General features: G+C 61.6%; 22 protein-coding genes. 11 read left to right on the top strand and 11 right to left on the bottom strand.

What is annotated here, in order from left to right; translation table 11 throughout:
* The first annotated feature begins 187 nt into the window (after nt 1–187).
* Nucleotides 188–1,342 (top strand): MFS transporter, encoded by a 1,155-nt coding sequence (locus HYE77_RS00820; protein ID WP_177068259.1) that lies wholly within the window; start codon nt 188–190, stop codon nt 1,340–1,342.
* Between the two features lie 4 nt (nt 1,343–1,346).
* Here the strand turns inward: HYE77_RS00820 and nhaR are convergent, their stop codons facing one another.
* Nucleotides 1,347–2,249, bottom strand: a complete 903-nt coding sequence (gene nhaR / locus HYE77_RS00825) for a transcriptional activator NhaR (protein WP_003211241.1) — start codon at nt 2,247–2,249, stop codon at nt 1,347–1,349.
* A 134-nt stretch (nt 2,250–2,383) separates the two neighbouring features.
* Here nhaR and HYE77_RS00830 point away from each other — a divergent pair, with 134 nt between their 5' ends.
* The 4 genes from HYE77_RS00830 (at nt 2,384) to mnmH (ending at nt 5,644) form a co-directional block, all read left to right on the top strand.
* On the top strand, nt 2,384–2,647 hold the full coding sequence (locus tag HYE77_RS00830; RefSeq protein WP_023658942.1) for a hypothetical protein: 264 nt from the start codon (nt 2,384–2,386) through the stop codon (nt 2,645–2,647).
* A 28-nt stretch (nt 2,648–2,675) separates the two neighbouring features.
* Complete coding sequence (locus HYE77_RS00835; protein ID WP_003211245.1) at nt 2,676–3,422, top strand: TerC family protein; 747 nt, start codon at nt 2,676–2,678, stop codon at nt 3,420–3,422.
* Nucleotides 3,423–3,506: 84 nt separating this feature from the next.
* A complete protein-coding gene (gene selD / locus HYE77_RS00840) occupies nt 3,507–4,541 on the top strand; it encodes a selenide, water dikinase SelD (protein WP_177068260.1) in 1,035 nt (344 codons plus the stop codon).
* On the top strand, nt 4,541–5,644 hold the full coding sequence (gene mnmH, locus HYE77_RS00845) for a tRNA 2-selenouridine(34) synthase MnmH (RefSeq protein WP_177067207.1): 1,104 nt from the start codon (nt 4,541–4,543) through the stop codon (nt 5,642–5,644). The genes selD and mnmH overlap by 1 nt, the downstream gene beginning before the upstream one ends.
* 129 nt (nt 5,645–5,773) lie before the next feature.
* Here mnmH and HYE77_RS00850 read toward each other — a convergent pair whose 3' ends face one another.
* On the bottom strand, nt 5,774–6,829 hold the full coding sequence (locus tag HYE77_RS00850; RefSeq protein WP_003211251.1) for a permease: 1,056 nt from the start codon (nt 6,827–6,829) through the stop codon (nt 5,774–5,776).
* Nucleotides 6,830–7,040: 211 nt separating this feature from the next.
* Entirely contained in the window at nt 7,041–7,742 is a 702-nt protein-coding gene (locus HYE77_RS00855; RefSeq protein ID WP_003211641.1) for a hypothetical protein, read from the bottom strand.
* 217 nt (nt 7,743–7,959) lie between these two features.
* Between HYE77_RS00855 and HYE77_RS00860 the strand changes: the two genes are divergently transcribed.
* The 3 genes from HYE77_RS00860 (at nt 7,960) to hemB (ending at nt 10,607) form a co-directional block, all read left to right on the top strand.
* Complete coding sequence (locus HYE77_RS00860) at nt 7,960–8,658, top strand: glutathione S-transferase N-terminal domain-containing protein (protein WP_008435902.1); 699 nt, start codon at nt 7,960–7,962, stop codon at nt 8,656–8,658.
* Between the two features lie 8 nt (nt 8,659–8,666).
* Complete coding sequence (locus tag HYE77_RS00865; protein WP_177068261.1) at nt 8,667–9,509, top strand: PhzF family phenazine biosynthesis protein; 843 nt, start codon at nt 8,667–8,669, stop codon at nt 9,507–9,509.
* Nucleotides 9,510–9,632: 123 nt separating this feature from the next.
* The gene (gene hemB, locus HYE77_RS00870) at nt 9,633–10,607 is read left to right on the top strand and encodes a porphobilinogen synthase (RefSeq protein WP_003211635.1); all 975 of its coding nucleotides are present in this window, start codon (nt 9,633–9,635) and stop codon (nt 10,605–10,607) included.
* Nucleotides 10,608–10,732: 125 nt separating this feature from the next.
* Here the strand turns inward: hemB and HYE77_RS00875 are convergent, their stop codons facing one another.
* Nucleotides 10,733–11,347, bottom strand: a complete 615-nt coding sequence (locus tag HYE77_RS00875; protein WP_177068262.1) for a LysE family translocator — start codon at nt 11,345–11,347, stop codon at nt 10,733–10,735.
* Nucleotides 11,348–11,493: 146 nt separating this feature from the next.
* Here HYE77_RS00875 and HYE77_RS00880 point away from each other — a divergent pair, with 146 nt between their 5' ends.
* Nucleotides 11,494–12,579: a DUF1615 domain-containing protein gene (locus HYE77_RS00880; protein WP_177068263.1), complete on the top strand. Its 1,086-nt coding sequence runs from the start codon at nt 11,494–11,496 to the stop codon at nt 12,577–12,579.
* A gap of 93 nt (nt 12,580–12,672) precedes the next feature.
* Complete coding sequence (locus tag HYE77_RS00885; protein ID WP_003211628.1) at nt 12,673–13,092, top strand: PaaI family thioesterase; 420 nt, start codon at nt 12,673–12,675, stop codon at nt 13,090–13,092.
* A gap of 60 nt (nt 13,093–13,152) precedes the next feature.
* Here HYE77_RS00885 and HYE77_RS00890 read toward each other — a convergent pair whose 3' ends face one another.
* Genes HYE77_RS00890 through HYE77_RS00900 form a run of 3 tightly spaced genes read right to left on the bottom strand, consistent with a single transcriptional unit; the run spans nt 13,153 to nt 15,735 of the window.
* On the bottom strand, nt 13,153–14,334 hold the full coding sequence (locus tag HYE77_RS00890) for an acetyl-CoA C-acetyltransferase (RefSeq protein ID WP_003211627.1): 1,182 nt from the start codon (nt 14,332–14,334) through the stop codon (nt 13,153–13,155).
* A gap of 11 nt (nt 14,335–14,345) precedes the next feature.
* Complete coding sequence (locus HYE77_RS00895; RefSeq protein WP_003211625.1) at nt 14,346–15,005, bottom strand: CoA transferase subunit B; 660 nt, start codon at nt 15,003–15,005, stop codon at nt 14,346–14,348.
* A 31-nt stretch (nt 15,006–15,036) separates the two neighbouring features.
* Nucleotides 15,037–15,735, bottom strand: coding sequence for a CoA transferase subunit A (locus HYE77_RS00900; protein WP_008435892.1), 699 nt, complete (start codon nt 15,733–15,735; stop codon nt 15,037–15,039).
* 133 nt (nt 15,736–15,868) lie between these two features.
* Here HYE77_RS00900 and HYE77_RS00905 point away from each other — a divergent pair, with 133 nt between their 5' ends.
* The gene (locus tag HYE77_RS00905) at nt 15,869–16,777 is read left to right on the top strand and encodes a LysR family transcriptional regulator (protein ID WP_177068264.1); all 909 of its coding nucleotides are present in this window, start codon (nt 15,869–15,871) and stop codon (nt 16,775–16,777) included.
* Between the two features lie 64 nt (nt 16,778–16,841).
* On the opposite strand, the gene HYE77_RS00910 is transcribed toward HYE77_RS00905, so the two are convergent.
* From HYE77_RS00910 to HYE77_RS00925, 4 genes are all read right to left on the bottom strand, one after another.
* Nucleotides 16,842–17,171, bottom strand: coding sequence for a hypothetical protein (locus tag HYE77_RS00910; RefSeq protein ID WP_102369380.1), 330 nt, complete (start codon nt 17,169–17,171; stop codon nt 16,842–16,844).
* Nucleotides 17,172–17,797: 626 nt separating this feature from the next.
* Nucleotides 17,798–18,646 (bottom strand): NAD-dependent protein deacetylase, encoded by an 849-nt coding sequence (locus HYE77_RS00915; RefSeq protein ID WP_177049973.1) that lies wholly within the window; start codon nt 18,644–18,646, stop codon nt 17,798–17,800.
* Between the two features lie 14 nt (nt 18,647–18,660).
* Nucleotides 18,661–19,101, bottom strand: coding sequence for a CBS domain-containing protein (locus HYE77_RS00920; RefSeq protein ID WP_177009754.1), 441 nt, complete (start codon nt 19,099–19,101; stop codon nt 18,661–18,663).
* A 135-nt stretch (nt 19,102–19,236) separates the two neighbouring features.
* Nucleotides 19,237–21,186, bottom strand: a complete 1,950-nt coding sequence (locus HYE77_RS00925; RefSeq protein WP_087694093.1) for a DNA topoisomerase III — start codon at nt 21,184–21,186, stop codon at nt 19,237–19,239.
* Nucleotides 21,187–21,290 lie beyond the last annotated feature (104 nt).

The following is a 21,290-nucleotide window of genomic DNA, read 5'->3' on the forward strand; positions in this document are numbered from 1 at the left end:
AGATGCAGCTAGGCAGCATGAATCTGGCAGGAGCGAAGTCTAACATCTGTAGGAAACGTCTAATCCGGGTGCGGCGTTCCGTCACCACGATGGGACACATTCTGTTAACATTGCCCATCCTCTTATTTCTTCTCTATCAGCGGGCCCTCCGGGCTGTCGTTGATGTCGCTGTTTTCTGGAGTTTTTGATGTTGTTTCCGATCCTGCTGTTGTCGGCAGCCGGTTTTACCGTGCTGACCACAGAGTTCATCATCGTCGGCCTGTTGCCTTCCATCGCCCGGGACCTCGATGTAAGCGTGTCCCAGGCCGGGTTGCTGGTGACGTTGTTCGCCTTCACCGTGGCGGCGTTTGGCCCGTTCCTCACCGCATATTTCGCCCGGTTCGAGCGCAAGCGGCTGTTTATCACGATCCTGATCATGTTCGGCCTGGCCAACACTCTGGCGGCGATGGCCTCGAATATCTGGGTCATGTCCCTGGCCCGGTTGATCCCGGCACTGGGGCTGCCGGTGTTCTGGGCCCTGGCCAGCGAAACAGCGGTGGACATTGTCGGGCCGGACTTCGCCGGCCGCGCGATTGAAAAAATCGGCTTCGGCATCGTGTGTGCCACGGTCTTCGGGATCCCGGTGGGCACGCTAATTTCCGATATGTTCGGCTGGCGCACCGCCTTTGGCATTCTTGCGGTGGTGGCGTTTGCCAAGGCCCTGCTGCTGTTTATCTACCTGCCGAAGACCCAGGCAAAGCACGACCAGGTCAGCCTGCGCTCGCAGTTCAAGATCTTGCGCAGCCCGCTGATGCAGGGCCATATCCTGCTGTCGATCCTGGTGTTCAGCGGGATGTTCACCGCCTACACCTACCTGGCAGACATTCTCGAACGCCTGGCGGGTTTTGACGGCACGGTAGTGGGCTGGTGCCTCATGGGCTTTGGCGCGGTCGGCCTGATCGGCAACTCTTTGGGCGGGCGCATGGTCGACCGTCATCCGCTGATTGCGTCGATGGTGTTCTGCGGTTTCATGATCGCCGGCATGGTGGCGCTGGTGCCCGCCATCCATTCCACGATCGGGTTGGCGGCGGCGATGGCGGTATGGGGCGTGACCCAGGCGGCATTGTTTCTGGTCAGCCATGTGCGACTGATGAAGGCCGCACCCCATGCGCCGGCGTTTGCCGCCTCGTTGAACATTGCCGGGGCCAACCTGGGTATTGGCCTGGGGGCGCTGGTGGGCGGGTACGTGATCGACACCCTGGGCCTGGGCAGCCTCGGGTTTGCCGCGGCGGGCTTTATCCTGTTGTCGATCCTGCTGGCGCTGTGGCTGATGACCGCCAAGACCCGCGCCGTCTGCGCCTGAGCCTTCAGGGCAGGGAAGTGAACAGCTCCCGTCTGGCACCTTCGGTAATCGCCACGATGCCGGGGTGCTTGACCTTGCGCTCCACCGAGATTGCATAAAACGATTCGGTCACCGCATCCGTCTGGCCGATCAGCGCCACGCCATACTGGCGTTCCACCTCGTCGGCAATCACGCTCGGCGCGATGAAAATCCCGCTGCCGGATTGGCCAAAGGCCTGCATCAACGCGCTGTCGTCAAATTCCCCGACAATCCGTGGCTGGATCTGCTGCTCGGCAAACCAGCGCAGCAAACGGCTGCGCACCACCGTCTCCGCCCCCGGAATCAACAGCGGCGCACCCTGCAGGCATTGTGGGAAATCGCCGCGATGCTGGTCAGCCAATGCCTGGGTTGCGAAGAAACTGATGCCGCATTCCCCCAGCTTCTGGCTGTAGCCTTTGATGTCCAGGTGCGGCGGCATCGGGCTGTCGGAGATCACCAGGTCCAGGCGCTGGATCGCCAGGTCCGCCAGCAAGCGTTCGAGTTTGTCTTCACGGCAGGTGATGCGGATAGGCTCGCTCAACTCCATGGTTGGCGCAATCAGCCGATAGACGATGGACTTGGGCACCACATCCGCGACGCCAACCCGGAACAGGATCTGCTGCTCATTGGGCTGGGTGCGCAACATCGCTTCAAGCTCATTGCCCAGCTGGAACATCTGCTCGGCATAGGGCAGCGCCTGGCGCCCGGCTTCGGTCAGCTCCAGCTGGCGCCCGACCTTCTGGAACAATGCCACGCCAAAGGTCTGTTCCAGCAGGCTGATCTGCCCGCTGATGGTCTGCGGCGTGAGGTTCAGTTGCTCGCAGGCGCGCACGATGCTGCCGGTCTTGGCGACGACCCAGAAGTAGTGCAGTTGTCGGTAATTGAGCATGGCGACCAATACTTCGTGAAAACCGAAGTATAAACGAAAAAAATACGAATTTTCCTGAAGTGTTCTCCTGCATAGAATGCGTCGCTATCGAGGGGCCACTACTTGGACCCGAAGGTTCTAACGAGGAACGCATCATGAAACTCAATTCCCTGGGCGCAACGGCGTTACTTGGGCTTTCATTAGTCATGCTCAGTGGCTGTGACCAAGCGGAAAAAAGCGCGCAACAACTGCTGGGCAAGGCCACCGAGTCGGCCAAGCAAGTGATTGACGACACCCACCAGGCCGCCGAACAGGCGTTGAGTGACGCGACCAAGGGCTTGATCGCACCGCCGCAAGGCAAGCCGGACAAGCCGGAACAGGAAGACAGCAAGCCTGAGTCCACCTCCCAAGAAACCTGATACCCGCACACAACACCAGGAATGACCTATGGAATACCTTTTACAACTGGCCGCCAGCCCGACCGCGTGGATCGCACTGGCCACCCTGATCGTCATGGAGATCGTGCTGGGGATCGATAACCTGATCTTTATCTCGATTCTCACCAACAAGTTGCCGGTGAAGCACCGGGCCAAGGCCCGCCGCATCGGCATCAGCATGGCATTGATCCTGCGTCTGGGCCTGTTGAGCACCATCGCCTTTATCGTGCAGCTGACCGAGCCGGTCATCGACATCCTGGGGCAGTCGTTCTCCTGGAAAGACATGATCCTGATCGCCGGTGGCCTGTTCCTGGTGTGGAAGGCCACCACCGAGATCCATCACAGCATGGACCCCGAGAAGGAGCATGTGGACACCGGCGCGCCGAGCGTGACCCTGGGCTTCGCCTCGGCGATTGGCCAGATCCTGCTGCTGGACATGGTGTTTTCCATCGACAGCATCATCACCGCCGTGGGCATGACCGAGCACTTGCCGATCATGATCATTGCCGTGGTGGTCTCGGTGATCGTGATGCTGGTGGCGGCCGAGCCGCTGGCCAAGTTCATCAACGACAACCCGACCATTGTGATGTTGGCCCTGGGCTTCCTCATCATGATCGGTATGACGCTGATCGCCGAAGGTTTCGGCGCCCATGTGCCAAAAGGCTATGTGTATGCGGCCATGGCGTTCTCGGCGGCTATCGAATGCCTGAACATGATGCGACGCAACCGGCATAAACGGCTTGCTGCCAAACACTAAGGGCTGAACATAAAGGCCGACTGCATGCAGTCGGCCTTTTGCTGTCTGCTAGAATCCGCCCACTTGACGCCTTGAGGGATACCCATGAACGAGCCGATTCGCCTGACCCAATACAGCCACGGTGCTGGTTGCGGTTGCAAGATCTCACCTCAGGTACTGGAAGTGATCCTCGCCGGCAGTGGCGCACAGAACCTCGACCCCAACCTCTGGGTAGGCAACGCTTCGCGCGATGACGCGGCGGTGTACGCCATCGACGAGGAGCGCGGCGTGGTGTCCACCACCGACTTTTTCATGCCGATCGTCGATGACCCCTTCGACTTCGGCCGCATTGCCGCCACCAACGCCATCAGCGATATCTATGCGATGGGCGGCGATCCGTTGATGGCCATCGCGATTCTCGGCTGGCCGGTCAACGTGCTGGCTCCGGAGATTGCCCGGGAAGTGATTCGCGGCGGCCGTTCCGTGTGTGACGCTGCCGGGATTCCCCTGGCCGGCGGCCACTCCATCGACGCCCCCGAGCCGATCTTCGGCCTGGCCGTCACCGGGCTGGTGGAAAAGCGCCACATGAAGCGCAACGACACCGCCACCGCCGGTTGCCAACTGTACCTGACCAAACCCCTGGGCATCGGCATCCTCACCACGGCCGAGAAGAAGGGCAAGCTGCGCGAGGCCGACGTGGGCCTGGCCCGTGACTGGATGTGCACCCTCAACAAACCCGGCAGCCGTTTTGGCAAGCTGGCCGGTGTCACGGCCATGACCGACGTCACCGGTTTCGGCCTGTTGGGCCACCTGGTGGAAATGGCCGACGGCAGCCAATTAACTGCCCGCATCGAATACGAAAAAGTCCCACGCCTGCCCGGGGTTGAGTACTACCTGGAACAGGGCTGCGTCCCCGGCGGCACCTTGCGCAATTTCGACAGCTACGCCAGCAAGCTGGGGCGCCTGAACGAACTGCACAAGCGCGTGCTGTGCGACCCGCAAACCAGCGGCGGGCTGCTGGTGGCGGTCACCCCCGAAGGCAATGCCGAATTCCTCGCCGTGGCGGCGGAGCTGGGCCTGAACCTTGAGCCGATCGGCGAACTGGTTGAGCGACAGACCAACGCGGTAGAGGTGTTCTGATGCCCATCGACATCACCGATTACCGCGACATCTTTCTCAACGACCGGCCGATGATGGATACCCGCGCGCCGATCGAGTTCATCAAGGGCGCGTTTCCCGGGGTGGTCAACCTGCCGTTGATGACCGACGACGAGCGCGAACGGGTGGGCACCTGTTACAAGCAGCAAGGCCAGCAGGCGGCCATTGTTCTCGGGCACGAACTGGTGTCCGGGGCGATCAAGGCCGAACGTATCGAACACTGGGCGCGTTTTGCCCAGGCCAATCCGGATGGTCTGCTGTACTGCTTTCGCGGCGGGATGCGTTCGCAGATTGCCCAGCAATGGTTGAAAACCGAGGCGGGTATCGACTATCCGCGAGTGGGCGGTGGCTACAAGGCCATGCGGACTTTCCTGCTCGACACGGTTGAAAGCGCCACCGCGCAATGCGACTTCGTACTGTTGGGTGGCATGACCGGTACCGGCAAGACCGAAGTGCTCGGCCAGTTGAACAACGCCCTGGACCTGGAAGGCCACGCCAACCATCGCGGTTCCAGCTTCGGCAAACGCGCTACGGCGCAACCTTCCAACATCGACTTCGAAAACCGCCTGGCGGTGGACCTGCTGAAAAAGCGCGCCGCCGGTATCGAGCAGTTTGTGGTCGAGGATGAGAGCCGCATGATCGGCAGCTGCGCGCTGCCGTTGCCCTTGCACAAGGGCATGCAGGGCTTCCCGATGGTCTGGCTGGAAGACAGCGTTGAAGGCCGGGTGGAGCGCATCCTGAAGGATTATGTGGTGGACCTCTGCGCCGAGTTTGTCGCGGTGTTTGGCGACACTGGCCAGGAACTGTTTGCCGAGCGCCTGACCCAGAGCCTGGGCAATATCCACAAGCGCCTGGGCGGCGAGCGGTTTGCGCGGTTGCACGCGATCATGCAGGAAGCATTGGCAGAACAAGCCAGCAGCGGCGCGGTGGATTTGCACCGCGGCTGGATTGAAGGGCTGTTGCGTGAGTACTACGACCCGATGTATGCGTTCCAGCGGGAAAGCAAAGGCGCGCGTATCGAGTTTGCGGGAGAGCAAGCGGCGGTGGTGGAGTATTTCCGGGACAGGCTCGCTCGGCGTACGTGATTGATTGAGTTTGCCGGCCCCTTCGCGAGCAAGCCCGCTCCCACATTCGACCGCATTTATCCTGTAGGAATGCAGGCAAAATGTGGGAGCGGGCTTGCCCGCGAAGAGGCCCTCGAATTCACTCGATCACTACAGGATAAACGCCCCGATCAGCCCACACACCACCCCCATCAGCATCGTCAGCCCGGCCACGGTCACCAGTACCCGCGCATCGAAATCCTTGCGCAGCATCAGCAGCGACGGCAGGCTCACGCTCGGCAGCGTCATCAGCAAGGCCACGGCCGGGCCGGTGCCCATGCCGAGGGTCATCATGGTCTGCACGATGGGGATTTCGGCGGCGGTCGGGATCACGAACAACGTGCCGACAATCGCCAGAGGCACCAGCCACACCAGGCTGTTGGCCATGGCGCCGTCAACGTGGGGAAACAGCCAGACCCGCGCCGCGCCAAGGATCAGCACCGCCAGGATGTACACCGGAATCGTGCTCCAGAACAGCTGCCACAGGGTGCGCAGCCAACGGGTCAGGAACGGTTCGGTTTCGGCATGGCTGGCCTGGGCCACGGCGTCGAGCGCGGCTTCCGGTACCTGCTCCGGCCGCGCGATGCGTTGCGCCACCAGCGAAACACCCACCACCAGCACGATCCCGGCCACCAACCGCAGCGCGGTAAAGCCCCAGCCCAGCACAAAGCCCATGAACACCAGTGTCGCCGGGTTCAGCACCGGGTTGGCAATCCAGAACGCCAGCGCCGCGCCGACCGAGACTTTCTGCCGACGCATACCGGCCGCCACCGGAGCGGCGCAGCAACTGCACATCATCCCCGGCAGGGCGAACAGCCCGCCACGCAGGGTAGATCCCAGCCCGGCACGGCCAAACAGGCGCAGCAGCCAGTCCCGTGGGATCAGCACTTGCAGCAATGAGCCGAGAATGACCGCCAGCACCGCAGCCTTCCAGATCGCCAGGAAATACACCTGGGCATAGGCCAACGCCGCGGCCAGTGGCGCGCTTTGCTGGTCGTTGAGAATCGAGGCGCCGATACTGTGGTTGTCTGCCGCGATAAACGCCTTGGCGTAGTAGGGCGACCATTTCACGTAGTAGAGGCCGACGCAGGCCACCAGCAGGAACAGCGCTGGTTTCCACCAGAAGGACCAGCCCCGGGCAGGCTGGGTGGAGGAGAGGTTGGACATGTAGATGATCCGCAGGTGAGTCAATAGCGCAACATCATACGCTGTACAAGGCCGCCTCCGAAGCACTGTGGCGAGGGAGCTTGCTGTGGCGAGGGAGCTTGCTCCCGCTGGAGTGCGAAGCGCTCCCAGAATTTTGGGGCCGCTTCGCGGCCCAGCGGGAGCAAGCTCCCTCGCCACAGCAAGCTCCCTCGCAACGGGTCTTCAGGGGCGGTCAGATATCGGCGCTGACTTGCGTTGCGTCCGGGCAAGTCTGCTGGCCATTATCCAGGCCTTGCTTGTAGTTGCGGCTGAGCAGCGAGGCCTTGCCGTTGTGCCAGGTCAGGGTCAACACATACAAGCTATCGAAATCGCTGCCGGACCAATCGTCGGTAATCACATGTTTTTCACCGACGGCCTCGCTTGCCACCTTGTTGATCAAGTCCGGCAGATACCCATGGGACCAGGCAGTGTAGATGACGGCGTTGTGGTATTTGTCTTCCACCAGTTCGTCAGCGAGGGCGCTGGTGTCATTGGCCGAGAACTTGATGTTGACCGGCAACCCGAGCTTGATCGCGCTGGGGCTGATGGTCATCAACGGGCGGATGTAGCTGTAGGAGTTGTCTTTCTCGCCTTCCTCGACATTGCGGGTCGGGTTGGGTGCGAACACGTAGTTGGCCTTGCCGAATTTTTCCGGCAGCACGGTGGCCAGGTTCATCGCACGGTTAAGCCCCTGGCAGTTGAGTTGGCCGAGGCCCCCGGCAGGTTTCTCGCCATGGCGCAGGAACACCAGGGTTTGCACGCCGTCGACCGGCTGGGCGCGGCTGACCCGCGATTCCAGGCTAAGGCCGACCGCGGCGCTCACCAGCAATACCGGCAGCAGGATGTAAGAGTAGCGTTTGAAGCGTTTCGCAAGGCACAGAGGCTTGATGGTCATGATGGTTCTAAGTCTCGGTGCAGGGATTCAGGGCAAGCAAGCCCAGCCATCGGGCGCTCTTTAAGAGTTCCCCAAGGCAGTTTGGTTCGTTTCGCGGGGGAGATGGGGCGGCATCCTTGCCGTGTGCAGGAGATTAACCCGCCGATGTTGCTGAATTAAGACGGATGCACGATAGGCACTGAACCACTACTCTCCTACTTTTATCAGGAGTCCCATGATGAACTCACTTTCAGACTTCCCCATCACCGCCAAATGGCCGGCCCGGCATCCCGAGCGTCTGCAGCTGTATTCGTTGCCCACGCCCAACGGGGTCAAGGTGTCGATCATGCTCGAGGAAATCGGCCTGCCCTACGAGGCGCACAAGGTCAGTTTCGAGACCCAGGACCAGCTTTCCAGCGAGTTCCTGTCGCTGAACCCCAACAACAAGATTCCGGCGATCATCGACCCCAATGGCCCGAGCGGCCAGGCGCTGGGGCTGTTCGAGTCGGGCGCGATCCTGATCTACCTCGCCGAGAAGAGCGGTGAATTGCTTCCCGAAGACCCGGCGATGCGTTACGAGACGATCCAGTGGCTGATGTTCCAGATGGCCGGTATCGGACCGATGTTCGGCCAGGTGGGGTTCTTCAACAAATTCGCCGGCGCGGCCTATGAAGACAAGCGCCCGCGCGATCGCTACGTCGCCGAGTCGCGCCGCTTGCTGGAGGTGCTGGAAAAGCGCCTGTTGGGCCGCACCTGGATCATGGGTGACGAGTACAGCATCGCCGATATCGCCACCTTCCCGTGGGTTCGCAACCTGATCGGCTTCTATGAGTCTGGCGACCTGGTGGGTATTACCGACTTCCCGAACGTACTGCGGGCCCTGGACGGGTTCGTCGCCCGGCCGGCGGTGATCCGTGGCTTGAACATCCCAGCATAAGGACCGGCATGGCTTCTTTCGACTTCAAACAACTGGACGTTTTCAGCAGTGTGGCCGTCAAGGGCAACCCGTTGGCCGTGGTGCTGGGCGCCGACAGCCTGAGCGACCAGCAGATGGCGGATTTCGCCAACTGGACCAACCTCAGCGAAACCACCTTCCTGCTCAAGCCCCGTGATCCACGAGCGGACTACCGCGTAAGGATCTTCACGACCCTCAATGAATTGCCGTTTGCCGGCCATCCGACCCTGGGCAGTTGCCATGCCTGGTTGCTGGCCGGTGGCCAACCCGCTGGGGCGGAGATCATCCAGGAGTGTGAGATCGGCCTGGTGCGCATCCGCCGCCAGGGCGATGAACTGGCGTTTATCGCGCCACCGTTGCTGCGTTCCGGCCCGCTGGAAGCTGAATTGGTCGAGCGCGTGCGTCGGGCCCTGGCCCTTGAACCCGGTGCGATTTTGCGCAGCCAGTGGGTGGATAACGGCGCGGGCTGGCTGGCGGTGATGCTGGCGGATCGCGAGCAGGTACTGGCACTGCGGCCGGACTATTCGCAGTTGCAGGGCTTGGCCGTGGGCGTGATCGCCCCGTGGAACCCCGAGCGGGATGGCGATGAGGCGCAGTTTGAGGTGCGGGCCTTTATTGCCGGCGACGGCGCTCCGGAAGATCCGGCCACCGGCAGCCTGAACGCCGGTGTCGCCCAGTGGTTGCTGGGCGAGGGTTTGGCGCCCAGTTGCTATGTGGTCAGCCAGGGCACCGCCATGGGCCGCGCCGGGCGAATCCGCGTTGAACACAGCGGCGAGGAAATCTGGGTCGGCGGCGCGGTTGCCGTTTGCATTGAAGGCCGTCTACAGCTCTAGATCAATGCAATTGTTACCAAGCCTGCAATAAACTGTTCCGCACTTGGCGTTTGTGCTCTGCGGTGCACGAGGCATAAGCTTTCGCCCCAAAGATTTTTGGCCTGCCTTTTTTCAGGAGCATCAATGTCCAGCCAGTTCCCCGAAGCCCGTCCACGCCGCCTGCGCCGCTCCCCGGAGTTGCGTGGCCTGTTCCAGGAAAGCGAATTCACCCTCAATGACCTGGTGCTGCCGATCTTCGTTGAAGAAGAAATCGACGACTTCGTGCCGATCACCAGCATGCCCGGGGTGCAGCGCATTCCCGAGTCGAAGCTGGCCGGCGAGATCGAACGCTATGCGAAAGCCGGGATCAAGTCGGTGATGACCTTCGGCGTGTCCCACCACCTGGACGCCTCGGGCAGTGACACCTGGCAAGAGCGTGGCCTGGTGTCGCGCATGTCCTCGATCATCAAGGATGCGGTGCCGGAAATGATCGTGATGTCCGATACCTGTTTCTGCGAATACACCGACCACGGCCATTGCGGCGTGATGCACGGCGCCGAAGTCGACAACGACCGCACCCTGGTCAACCTTGGCAAGCAAGCTGTGGCTGCCGCTCGTGCCGGTGCCGATGTGATCGCGCCGTCTGCCGCGATGGACGGGCAGGTCCAGGCCATTCGCCGGGCCCTGGATGAAGCAGGCTTCAGCCATATCCCGATCATGGCCTATTCCACCAAGTTCGCCTCGGCCCTCTACGGCCCGTTCCGCGAAGCCGGCGGCAGCGCGCTGAAGGGCGATCGCAAGAGCTACCAGATGAACCCGATGAACCGCCGCGAAGCGGTGCGCGAATCGTTGCTGGATGAGCAGGAAGGTGCGGACGCGCTGATGGTCAAGCCGGCCGGCGCGTACCTGGACATCATCCGCGACATCCGCGAAGCCTCGCGTTTGCCGGTGGCGGCGTACCAGGTCAGCGGCGAGTACGCGATGATCAAGTTCGGCGCCCAGGCGGGCGCGATCGACGAAGCCCGCGTAGTGCGGGAAACCCTGGGCTCGATCAAGCGCGCCGGTGCGGACTTGATCTTCACCTACTTCGCGATGGACCTGGCACTCGCCGGGATCTAATTAACCTGTGGCGAGGGAGCTTGCTCCCGCTGGGGCGCGCAGCGGTCCTGAAAATGGGCCTGCTGCGCAGTCCAGCGGGAGCAAGCTCCCTCGCCACAAGAAGGCTGTTCGCGGCTGCTTGCAACTTAGCGCTGGGCAAACGCCAGGTTCAGCCCCAACCCCGCAAACGCCGCTGCAAAACTGCGGCGCAGCCAGTTCTGTATACGTGGCGATTCGATCACCGCGCGGCGGAACACATTGGCCAGCAGGCCATAAATCACAAACACCGCAAACGTCATCGCCATGAATACACTGCTCAGCAACAGCATTTGCAGGGCCGGTGCGCCCGCGCCCGGGGTGACGAATTGCGGCAGGAACGCCAGGAAAAAAATCGTCAGCTTGGGGTTCAGAATATTCAGCAACAGGCCTCGCACCATCAGGCTGTGGGCGCTGGAAATCGTCGGTGCGTCGTTCATGGCAAAGGCCGAGCGGTCCCGCCAGGTGGCATAGGCGAGGTACAGCAAGTAGGCGGCGCCGGCATACTTGAGGGCTTCGAACGCCAGGGCGCTGGTATGCAGCAGGGCGGACAGCCCAAGCACGGAGGCCAACAAGTGCGGGACGATCCCGGCGGTGCAGCCCAGCGCGGCGAACACACTGGCGCGCTTGCCGGCGGTCAGTCCGGTGGACACGGTGAAGATCACGCCGGTGCCGGGAATGAGCACGACGATCAGGCAGGTGATCAGGAAGTTCAGGCTAAGCATGGCATTCAAACTCCTTGTAGGAACGACGGGAGCCTGATCCTTTCACGTTGCGGTTTTTTTGGCGAGTGCGGCAGGTCGGCGAACCCCGGTTAGACTTACCGGTCGATATCTGCCAAGACTGGCCCATTGTCGCCCAAGGAAGCCCCATGCGTTCATCTCGCCTCATCCTGTGCCTTACCACCTTATTGGTACTGGCCGGCTGCTCCAGCCCGCGCACCCAGCAACTGCCGGAGCGCAGCGAAGCCGAGGTGAAAGCGCAGATCGTGCGGCTGATGCCGGCCAGCGTGCCGGATCGTGGCGGCTGGGCCCAGGACATCTACACCGCCTTCAACACGCAGAAAATCTACCCCGGTACGGAAAACATCTGCGCGGTATTGGCCGTGACCGAGCAGGAGTCCACCTATCAGGTTGACCCGCCGGTACCGAACATGGGCAAGATCGCCCAGGACGAAATCCTGCGCCGCGCCGCTAAAGTCCACGTGCCGGCGGTGCTGGTGCGCACGGCGCTGCAACTGCGCTCGCCCACGGGCAAGTCCTACGCGGAGCGCTTGAGTGCTGCGCGTACCGAGCGGGATTTGAGTGGGATCTTTGACGACTTCATCAGCGTCGTGCCCTTGGGCAATACCCTGTTTGGCGGCTTCAACCCGGTGCATACCGCAGGCCCGATGCAGGTCAGCATCGACTTCGCACAGAAGCAGGCCCGGGATTATCCCTACACCGTGGATGGCAGCATCCGCCGGGAAGTGTTTACCCGCCGAGGCGGCATGTACTTTGGCATCCTCCATCTGCTGGGCTACCCGGTGAATTACGACCAGATGCTGTACCGCTTCGCCGATTTCAACGCCGGTTGGTACGCCAGCCGCAACGCGGCATTCCAGGCAGCGGTCAGCCGGGTCTCGGGGACCACGCTGGCGCTGGACGGCGACTTGATCAACTACGGCTCGTTCCTGCCAGGCACCACCGAGCTGGCAGTGCGCTCACTGGGCAAGGCGCTGGACATGCGCAACCCGAGCATCCGCAGCCAGCTGGAACAGGGCGAGCGCCTGGATTTTGAAGACACCACCCTGTACCAGCGTGTGTTCGCCCTGGCCGACAAGGCCGCCGGCAAACCGGTGCCGCGGGCGATCCTGCCGGGCATCGTGCTGAAAAGCCCGAAGATCACCCGCAACCTCACCACGGCCTGGTTTGCCAAGCGCGTGGATGAGCGTTATCAGCGCTGCATGAAGCGTTAGGCTTATCACCGGGGATTTACCGGGCTGATGTTGATGGTCCGGATGGCTGCGGTGGGATACACCTCCAGCCTTGTCCCCAAGGAAGAACCTGACATGACTGCCCATGCCATCCCCGAAGGCTTTACCCCGCTGCGTCGAAGCAGCCCACTCCTGGACCTGCTTGGCCCGGTGTATAGCCGAGGTGAAGGCTTGCAGCTGGAAATCGGCCTGCGCGCCGACAACCGCCACGCCAACGGACGCGGCACCGTGCACGGTGGCGTGCTGGCCACCCTGGCGGATGTGGGCATGGGCTACGCCATGGCGTTTTCCAGCGAGCCGCCGCTGCCGTTGATCACGGCGAGCATGACCCTGGACTATCTCGGCGCGGTGCAGGTAGGGGAGTGGGTCGAGGTGCGTCTGGAGCATCACAAGCGCGGGCGGCAGATGGCGTTTGCCACGGTCAGCGTGCAGGTCGGGGAGAAGGTGGTGGTGCGGGCAAATGCGGTGTTTGCGGTGCCCCAGGCGCGGGACTGACCGATAAAGAAAAGGCCCGGTTTTCGTGGAACCGGGCCTTTTCCATGTTGCTCTTTGAAATCAGCTGCGTTCAAGGGCCAGGGCTACACCTTGCCCGCCACCGATGCACAGGGTGGCCAGGCCTTTCTTGGCGTCACGCTTGATCATTTCATGCAGCAGGGTCACCAGCACACGGCAGCCTGACGCGCCAATCGGGTGGCCGATGGCAATCGCGCCGCCGTTGACGTTGACCTTGGCCGCGTCCCATTCCAGCTCTTTGCCCACCGCCAGTGACTGCGCGGCAAAGGCTTCGTTGGCTTCGATCAGGTCCAGGTCGCCCAGGCTCCAGCCGGCCTTGTCCAGGCAGCGGCGGGTGGCCGATACCGGGCCAATGCCCATGATCGCGGGATCGACGCCGGCGTTGGCGTAGCTGGCGATGCGTGCCAGTACCGGCAGGCCCAGGGCCTTGGCTTTGTCCGCGCTCATCAGCAGCACGGCAGCCGCGCCGTCGTTGAGGCTGGATGCGTTGCCGGCGGTGACGGTGCCGTCTTTCTTGAAGGCCGGCTTGAGCTTGGCCAGGGATTCGGCGGTGGTGCCCGCCCGTGGCTGTTCGTCCACGGCGAAGGCCACCGGGTCGCCCTTGCGCTGGGGAATCAGGATCGGCGTGATCTCATCGCTGAAACGCCCGGCTTCAATGGCCGCCGTGGCTTTTTGCTGGGAGGCGGCGGCGAAGGCGTCCTGGGCTTCACGGCTGATGCCGTACTTGTCCACCAGGTTCTCGGCGGTGATGCCCATGTGGTAGTCGTTGAACGCATCCCACAGACCGTCGGTGATCATGCTGTCGATCATCTTCGCATGGCCCATGCGCAGGCCGGTGCGGGCGGCCGGCAATACGTACGGGGCCAGGCTCATGTTCTCCATGCCGCCGGCGATGATTACCTCGGCATCGCCGCAACGGATCGCTTGTGCGCCCAGGTGCAGGGCCTTGAGCCCCGAGCCGCAGACCTTGTTCAGGGTCAGCGCCGGCACGGCGTGGGGCAGGCCGGCGAGGATCGAGGCCTGGCGGGCCGGGTTCTGGCCGCTGCCGGCGGTGAGCACCTGGCCAAGGATCACTTCATCCACGAGTGCCGGGTCGATGCCGGTCTGCTCCAGCAGGCGACGAATCACCGCAGCCCCCAGCTCCGGGGCCGGGATGCTTGCCAGCGAACCTTGGAAGCTGCCCACGGCGGTGCGGGTGGCAGCAACAATCACGACGTCTTGCATGGAATCTGTCCTCACTGGAAGTGCATTTCTGGAACGTGGTCCGGGACGATCAGTTTACCGGCTGTCTTGCTGACGATCTCTTCAACACTGACGCCAGGTGCGCGTTCCTTGAGGACAAAAGCGCCATTTTCGATTTCCAGGTAGGCCAGGTCCGTCAGCACGCGCTTGATGCAGTTGGCGCCGGTCAGCGGCAGGCTGCATTGGCTCAGCAACTTGGACTCACCGTCCTTGGACGCGTGGGTCATGATCACGATGATGTTCTCGGCACCGGCCACCAGGTCCATCGCGCCGCCCATGCCCTTGACCAGCTTGCCGGGGATCATCCACGAGGCGATGTTGCCTTGTACATCGACCTCAAACGCGCCGAGCACGGTCAGGTCGACGTGGCCGCCGCGAATCATCGCGAAGGATTCGGCCGAGGAGAAGATCGACGCGCCAATGCGCGCGGTGACGGTCTGTTTGCCGGCGTTGATCATGTCGGCATCGATGGTTTCTTCAGTAGGAAACGGACCCATGCCCAGCAGGCCGTTTTCCGACTGCAGCATGACCTCCATGCCTTCTGGGATGTAGTTGGCCACCAGGGTCGGAATGCCGATGCCGAGGTTGACGTAGAAACCGTCCTGCATTTCGCGGGCGACGCGTTGAGCCATTTGTTCGCGGGTAAGAGCCATTTTTTGTCTCCTTATTATTTGGGCTGGTGGATTATTTGCGGAGGGTGCGCTGTTCGATGCGCTTCTCGAAGGTGCCGCAAATGATCCGGTCGACGTAGATCCCTGGGGTGTGGATATGCGCCGGGTCCAGCTCGCCCGGTTCGACGATTTCTTCGACTTCGACCACGGTGATCCTGCCGGCGGTGGCGGCCAGCGGGTTGAAGTTCTGGGCGGTATGGCGATAGATCACATTGCCGAAGTGGTCGGCTTTCCAGCCTTTGACGATGGCGAAGTCGCCGGTGATGGATTCTTCCATCAGGTACGGGCGACCGTTGAACTCGCGGGTTTCCTTGCCTTCGGCGACTGGCGTGCCGACACCGGTGGCGGTGAAGAAGGCCGGGATGCCGGCACCGCCTGCGCGCAGTTTTTCGGCGAGGGTGCCTTGGGGCGTCAGGACCACTTCGATTTCGCCGCTGAGCAGTTGCTTCTCGAACAGGGCGTTTTCACCGACGTAGGACGCGAAGACCTTGCTGATCTGCTTGCCTTCCAGCAGCAGGCCCAGGCCGAAGCCGTCGACGCCGCAGTTGTTGGAGACCACGGTCAGGTTGCGGGTGCCCTTGCGCTTGATTTCGGCAATGAGGTTTTCCGGGATGCCGCACAGGCCAAAACCACCGGCAAGAACCGTCATGCCATCTTCCAGGCCTGCCAGCGCCTCTTCATAGGACGCTACGCGTTTATCAAAACCTGCCATATGCACCTCTTTTATTGTTTGTGGGCCAGCCATATGAACCGAGTGTTGCGCCGACGGATTGATTTGTTAAGTTGTTTTTTAAGGTTGATTGATTTAAAAAACAGCATAGTCCTCAGCCATCGGGAGAAGCTTCATGACAGTTAAACAGATGCGCGCCTTTCTTGCCGTGGCCCAGACCTTGAGCTTTGCGGCCGCCTGTGAGCGTTTGCATCTTTCCCAGTCGGCCTTGAGCTTGACCATCAAAGGCCTGGAAGAAGGCCTGGGCGGGCGGCTGTTCAGCCGCAATACGCGCAATGTCGCGCTGACTCCCGAAGGGGAATCGCTACTGCCCCTGGCCCGGCGCCTGATCGCCGATTGGGACAATGCCGAGGATGAGTTGCGCCAGCGTTTCACCCTGCAGCGCGGGCGGGTAACGGTGGCGGCGATGCCGTCGTTTGCCGGAAACCTGCTGCCACCGATCCTGAAGATTTTTCGCGCGCGCTATCCTCAGGTCAACGTAACGGTGAATGACGTGATCAACGAGCAGGTGCTGGAAATGGTCCGCGATCGCCAAGTGGAGTTGGGCGTGGCGTTTGAACCGTCGGAAAGCTCATCGCTGGTCTTCACCCCGCTGTATGTGGACCGCTTTGTGGCGGTGGTGCCCGGTGACTCGCCATTGGCACGCCGCTCCGATATCGCCTGGCACACCCTGCTGGAACAACCCTTCATCACCTTGCAGCGCCCGTCCACGGTACGAGTGATGCTTGAAGAACACCTGAAGGCGCTGGACCTGAAGCTGCCCGTAGCCCTGGAGAGCCATCAACTGGCGACGGTGGGCAAGATGGTTGCCAGTGGCTTGGGCGTGAGTGCAGTGCCGGCGTTGTGTGCACGCCAAATGCAGGAAGCAGGCGCCCATTGCATCACCTTGAGCGATCCGGTGATCGAACGGCCGATTGGTGTACTGACCAAGCCCGGCCACGAACTTTCAGCGGCGGCCCAGGCCATGTTTGATATTTTTTGCGATGAAGCGGGGAAGGGGCGTTTTCCGGTGTTGTTGCGATAACCGTCGGCCATAAAAAAGCCTGCTCGTTTTAAGCGAGCAGGCTTAAGTGATAAGTGCGTAGTTATCAGCAGTATCTGTCGATCACCTTAACGTGCGAATGGCCTTTAAGGTTCTGCCACTCGGTATTAAGTGTATGGAAGACCTGCTCGATAAAGTTGCGATCGGCGGCGGCTTTCTTGCCGACATAACCCTGGCCGCGGCGGTACATCTTCAGGCGCGCTGCCAGTTCACGGTTATTCCTGTCGAACTCTTCTTCCACGGTGTGGGGCGCCAGGCAGTCAATATGGACCTGGCCCGATTTACCAATCCAGAGGATATGGTCGTCGAGCGTGTCTTTCTGCGCTGCGAACATCTCAGCCAATTCATCGATAGTTGGTTGGTTGTTCAGATTCATGTGTAAGCCCCTTGACCAGTTGGCGATCTCTAGTTGATCCGTTAAAACTACTAAGTTGTCTCCGGCTCAGAAAACCGGGCGTCAGCGACTGTCTGCCGAATACGGGCAGGGTCTTGAACCGATGCATGTAGTCTTGCTGATGACCTGCTACGCAATGGTTTCATAACGAAGACAAGCAGCGTTTGAGCTCCTTGTACCGATCCTTTCGGGCCGGTCAGCTTCATCAATCTGCCTTGTGGGCAGTGCACATCCGGAAAAAACAGCTCGGCGGTCAGACGAGCTTGTTCAAAACGCGTGTTACCAACGCTCCCGATCCGGGAGACGCTTGAATCATGCAATTACAAAACGGTTACGTCAACGATTATGTAGTGATTATTTTTGAGCACTACATAAATCCTTGCAGGGCGGGGGTGTGAGCGGAAAACATGACTTGGGCGTCACTTTTCGTGCGGGCAGGTCGCGGGATCCGGGGGCTTTTTGTGGCGAGGGAGCTTGCTCCCGCTGGGGTGCGAAGCGCCCCCACCAGGCTGACTGCGGTTCTGCAGGAATCATTCGGTTGTCGGTTTTGGGGCCGCTGCGCAGCCCAGCGGGAGCAAGCTCCCTCGCCACAGAAAAGCAGGATTGGGCTATCCCAGGCGTTCTGCCAGCAACGGCAACAAACGTTCGCAGGAGGCTTCGATCTTGAGTTGCAGCAACTCATCGCCCCGTGTCTTGCCCAGATTGATGGCAATCACGGGCTTGCCTTGCTCGACCATCGCCTTGCACAACCGAAACGCTGAATACGCCATCAGCGACGAACCCACCACCAGCAATCCTTCTGCGTCATCCACCGCCGCCATCGCCTTGGCTGCCGTGCCCTGGGCGACGTTCTCACCGAAAAACACCACGTCCGGTTTCAACCGTTGCCCGCCGCAGTGGGGGCAGCGGGGCACCTGAAAACGTCCTTCAAAGGCCGGGTCCAGCAGGGTGTCACCGTCGGGGGCTTGAACGGCATCCACACCCGCCAGGTACGGATTCTCCGCTTCCATTTGGCGCTGGATCAGGTTCCGGTCGCTGGTCTGCTGGCAATCCAGACATAGCACCCGGTGAAGGCTGCCGTGGAGTTCGATCACATCATGGCTGCCAGCCTGATCGTGCAGGGTGTCGACGTTCTGGGTGATCAGCCCGGCAATGCGCTGACGTTGCTGCAGAGTGGCCAGGGCGATATGCGCCGCGTTCGGCTGCGCGACACGCACCCTCGGCCAGCCGAGCATCGCCCGCGCCCAGTAGCGGCGGCGCGCCTGCGGGGTTGCCAGGAACTCCTGGTACATCATCGGCGCCTTGCCCCGGCGCACGCCTTCGCTGTCGCGATAATCGGGAATCCCCGAAGAGGTGCTGATACCCGCACCGGTCAGCACCAGGAAGCGCCGTTCGGCCATGGCCCGGTGCAGGTTGTCGAGCTGGTTATCGACTTGATGTTGCAGGGTATCGAGCATGGGTTCCCCAATGATTATTCGCCGCGAATGTACTGCTCCAGCTGTTTGATCAGGTCTGCCTGTTCGGCAATCGCTTCCTTGACCAGGTCGCCGATGGACAGCAAGCCAAGCAGTTCGCCATTCTCCACCACAGGCAGGTGCCGCAGATGTCGGTCGGTCATGATCGTCATGCACGTCTCGACAGTCTGGTGAGTGTCGACGGTGATCACCGGTGAATTCATGATCTCGTGGGCTTTGGTCTTCACCGAAGACAATCCATGGAGGATGACCTTGCGGGCATAGTCTCGTTCACTGATGATGCCCACCACCTTGCCGTCCTGGAGCACTGGCAAGGCCCCGACGTTTTTCGAAGCCATCACGATCAAGGCCTCAAATACCGTATGGTCGTGGGGGATGGTGTGGACTTGATGGTTATGCTGGTCTTTGGACTTCAGCACTTGGGCAACGGTTTTCATGGAGGCCACTCCGGTGTTGTTATTGTTGGGAGGTTAGCAGGCCCTACAGAATCCTGGATGGCCTGCAGCAGGGCAAGGTCCAAAGCGGCATACATCCCGTCGAAAAACGTCATTGTCGCGATTTCTTAGTGCTTCTCAGCCCTTGTTTGCCGGTTTCGCCGCCCGCTTCGGGCTGGTGGCCGTCTTGCGCTTGGCCGGTTTGCGTTTGTTTTTCCACGGTGTGGCGCCACGTCCGGCCGGGCTGGCCGGGCCGCTGATGGTCAGGCGCATGCCAGTGCAGCGGGTCACCTGTTTGCTCATCCATGCCGCCTGTTTGGCGACGAACTCTTCCAGGCTCATCTCGCCGCTTTGTACCATGTCCAGTGCCTGCTCCCAGATAGCGGTGGTACCGGGGTCGGCAATTGCCCGTGGTACTGCATCAATCAGGCTGAACGCGGCGGGTGTTGCCGACAACGCCTTGCCGTTTTTCACCAGGTAGCCGCGGTCCAGCAGGCCCTGGATGATCCCGGCGCGGGTGGCTTCGGTGCCGATCCCGGTGGTGTCCTTGAGCTTTTGCTTGAGCAGCGGGTCTTCCACCAGCTTGGCGACGTTTTTCATCGCCTTGATCAGGTCGCCTTCGGTGAAGGGTTTGGGTGGCTGGGTCCACAGGTCCTTGAGGTTGACCTTGGCCACGGCGTAATCCTGACCTTGAACCAGTTTTGGCAAGGACTGCGGCGCAGGTGCTTCACGGCCCTTGGCCGGCGCCAATGCTTCCGGCAATGCGCGTTTCCAGCCAGGCTCGACGATGACTTTGCCAACTGCCCGCAGGGCTTCCCCGGCGCAGTCGAAGTCTGCCTGGGTGCGGTCGTATTCGTGATTGGGCAGGAACTGCGCGAGATAGCGGGCGCGAATCAGGGTGTATACCGCGCGATGCTTGCCGGTCAGTTGCCCGACATCCTTGCCGGCGCCGGTAGGGATGATGCCGTGGTGAGCGCTGACCTTGGCGTCGTTCCAGGCTCGGGAGCGCCGCTTCGGATCGATGTGTGGCATCAATTCATTCACCGCCGGATCGGCCCGCCCCAGCGCCGCGAGGATTTTCGGCGCGTCGCCGTGCTGGCTCAGGGGCAGGTAGCCGCAATCGCTGCGTGGGTAAGTGATGACCTTGTGGGTTTCGTAGAGTGACTGGGCAACATCCAGGGTTTCCTGGGCGCCGAGGCCAAGCTTTTTCGAGCAGATTTCCTGCAGGGTGCCGAGGTCGAAGGGCAGGGGCGCGACGTCGCGCATGCGCTCGGTACGCAGTTTGACCAGCCGGGCGCTGGCGGCGTTGCTCATGGCATTGGCGGCGTCCCGGGCAAGCTGCGGATTGAGGCAGCGGCCCTGATCGTCACAGGCGTCTTCGGTCGCGCGCCATTGCGCAGTAAAGGTGATGTCGTCGTGGAGCAGATCCACATCGATGGCCCAATAAGCGACGGGTACAAAGTCGGCAATGCTGCGGTCCCGGTCCACTACCAGGCGCAAGGTCGGGGTTTGCACACGGCCGACCGGCAACACGCCCTGGTAGCCGGACTGTTGGCCCAGCAGGGTAAACAGGCGGCTCATGTTCATCCCGATCAGCCAGTCGGCACGGGAGCGGCCAAGGGCCGAATGGTAGAGGCTGAAGGTTTCAGCACCGGGCTTCAACGAGGCCAGGGCCTTGCGGATCGACGCGTCGTCGAGCGCCGAGAGCCATAGCCGCTGGATGGGGCCGCGATAACGGCAATGCTCCACCAGCTCACGGGCGATCATCTCGCCCTCACGGTCGGCATCGGTGGCGATCACCAGTTCCTGGGCTTCCCCCAGCAGACGCTTGACCGCCTTGAACTGGCTGGCAGTCTTGGGCTTGACCAGCATCTTCCACTTTTCGGGGATGATCGGCAGGTCGGCCAGCACCCAGCGCTTGTACTTGGCGTCGTAGCTGTCGGGCGGGGCGGTTTCCAGCAGGTGGCCGATGCACCAGGTCACCGTCACGCCTGAACCCAGCCAGCAACCGTCGCCACGCCGGGTCGCGCCGAGCACGGCGGCGATATCCTTGGCCTGGGACGGTTTTTCACAGAGGAACAGCCGCATGGTCACCACATTCGCTACGCAATTGAATGGGGAGCAGGATGAGCAATAAATCAGAATTGGGCAACTTTTATCTGGATGGATATACAGCAATTTGTGTGTCTGGT

The sequence above is a fragment of the Pseudomonas sp. IPO3774 genome (assembly GCF_013386835.1).
Taxonomy (GTDB): domain Bacteria; phylum Pseudomonadota; class Gammaproteobacteria; order Pseudomonadales; family Pseudomonadaceae; genus Aquipseudomonas.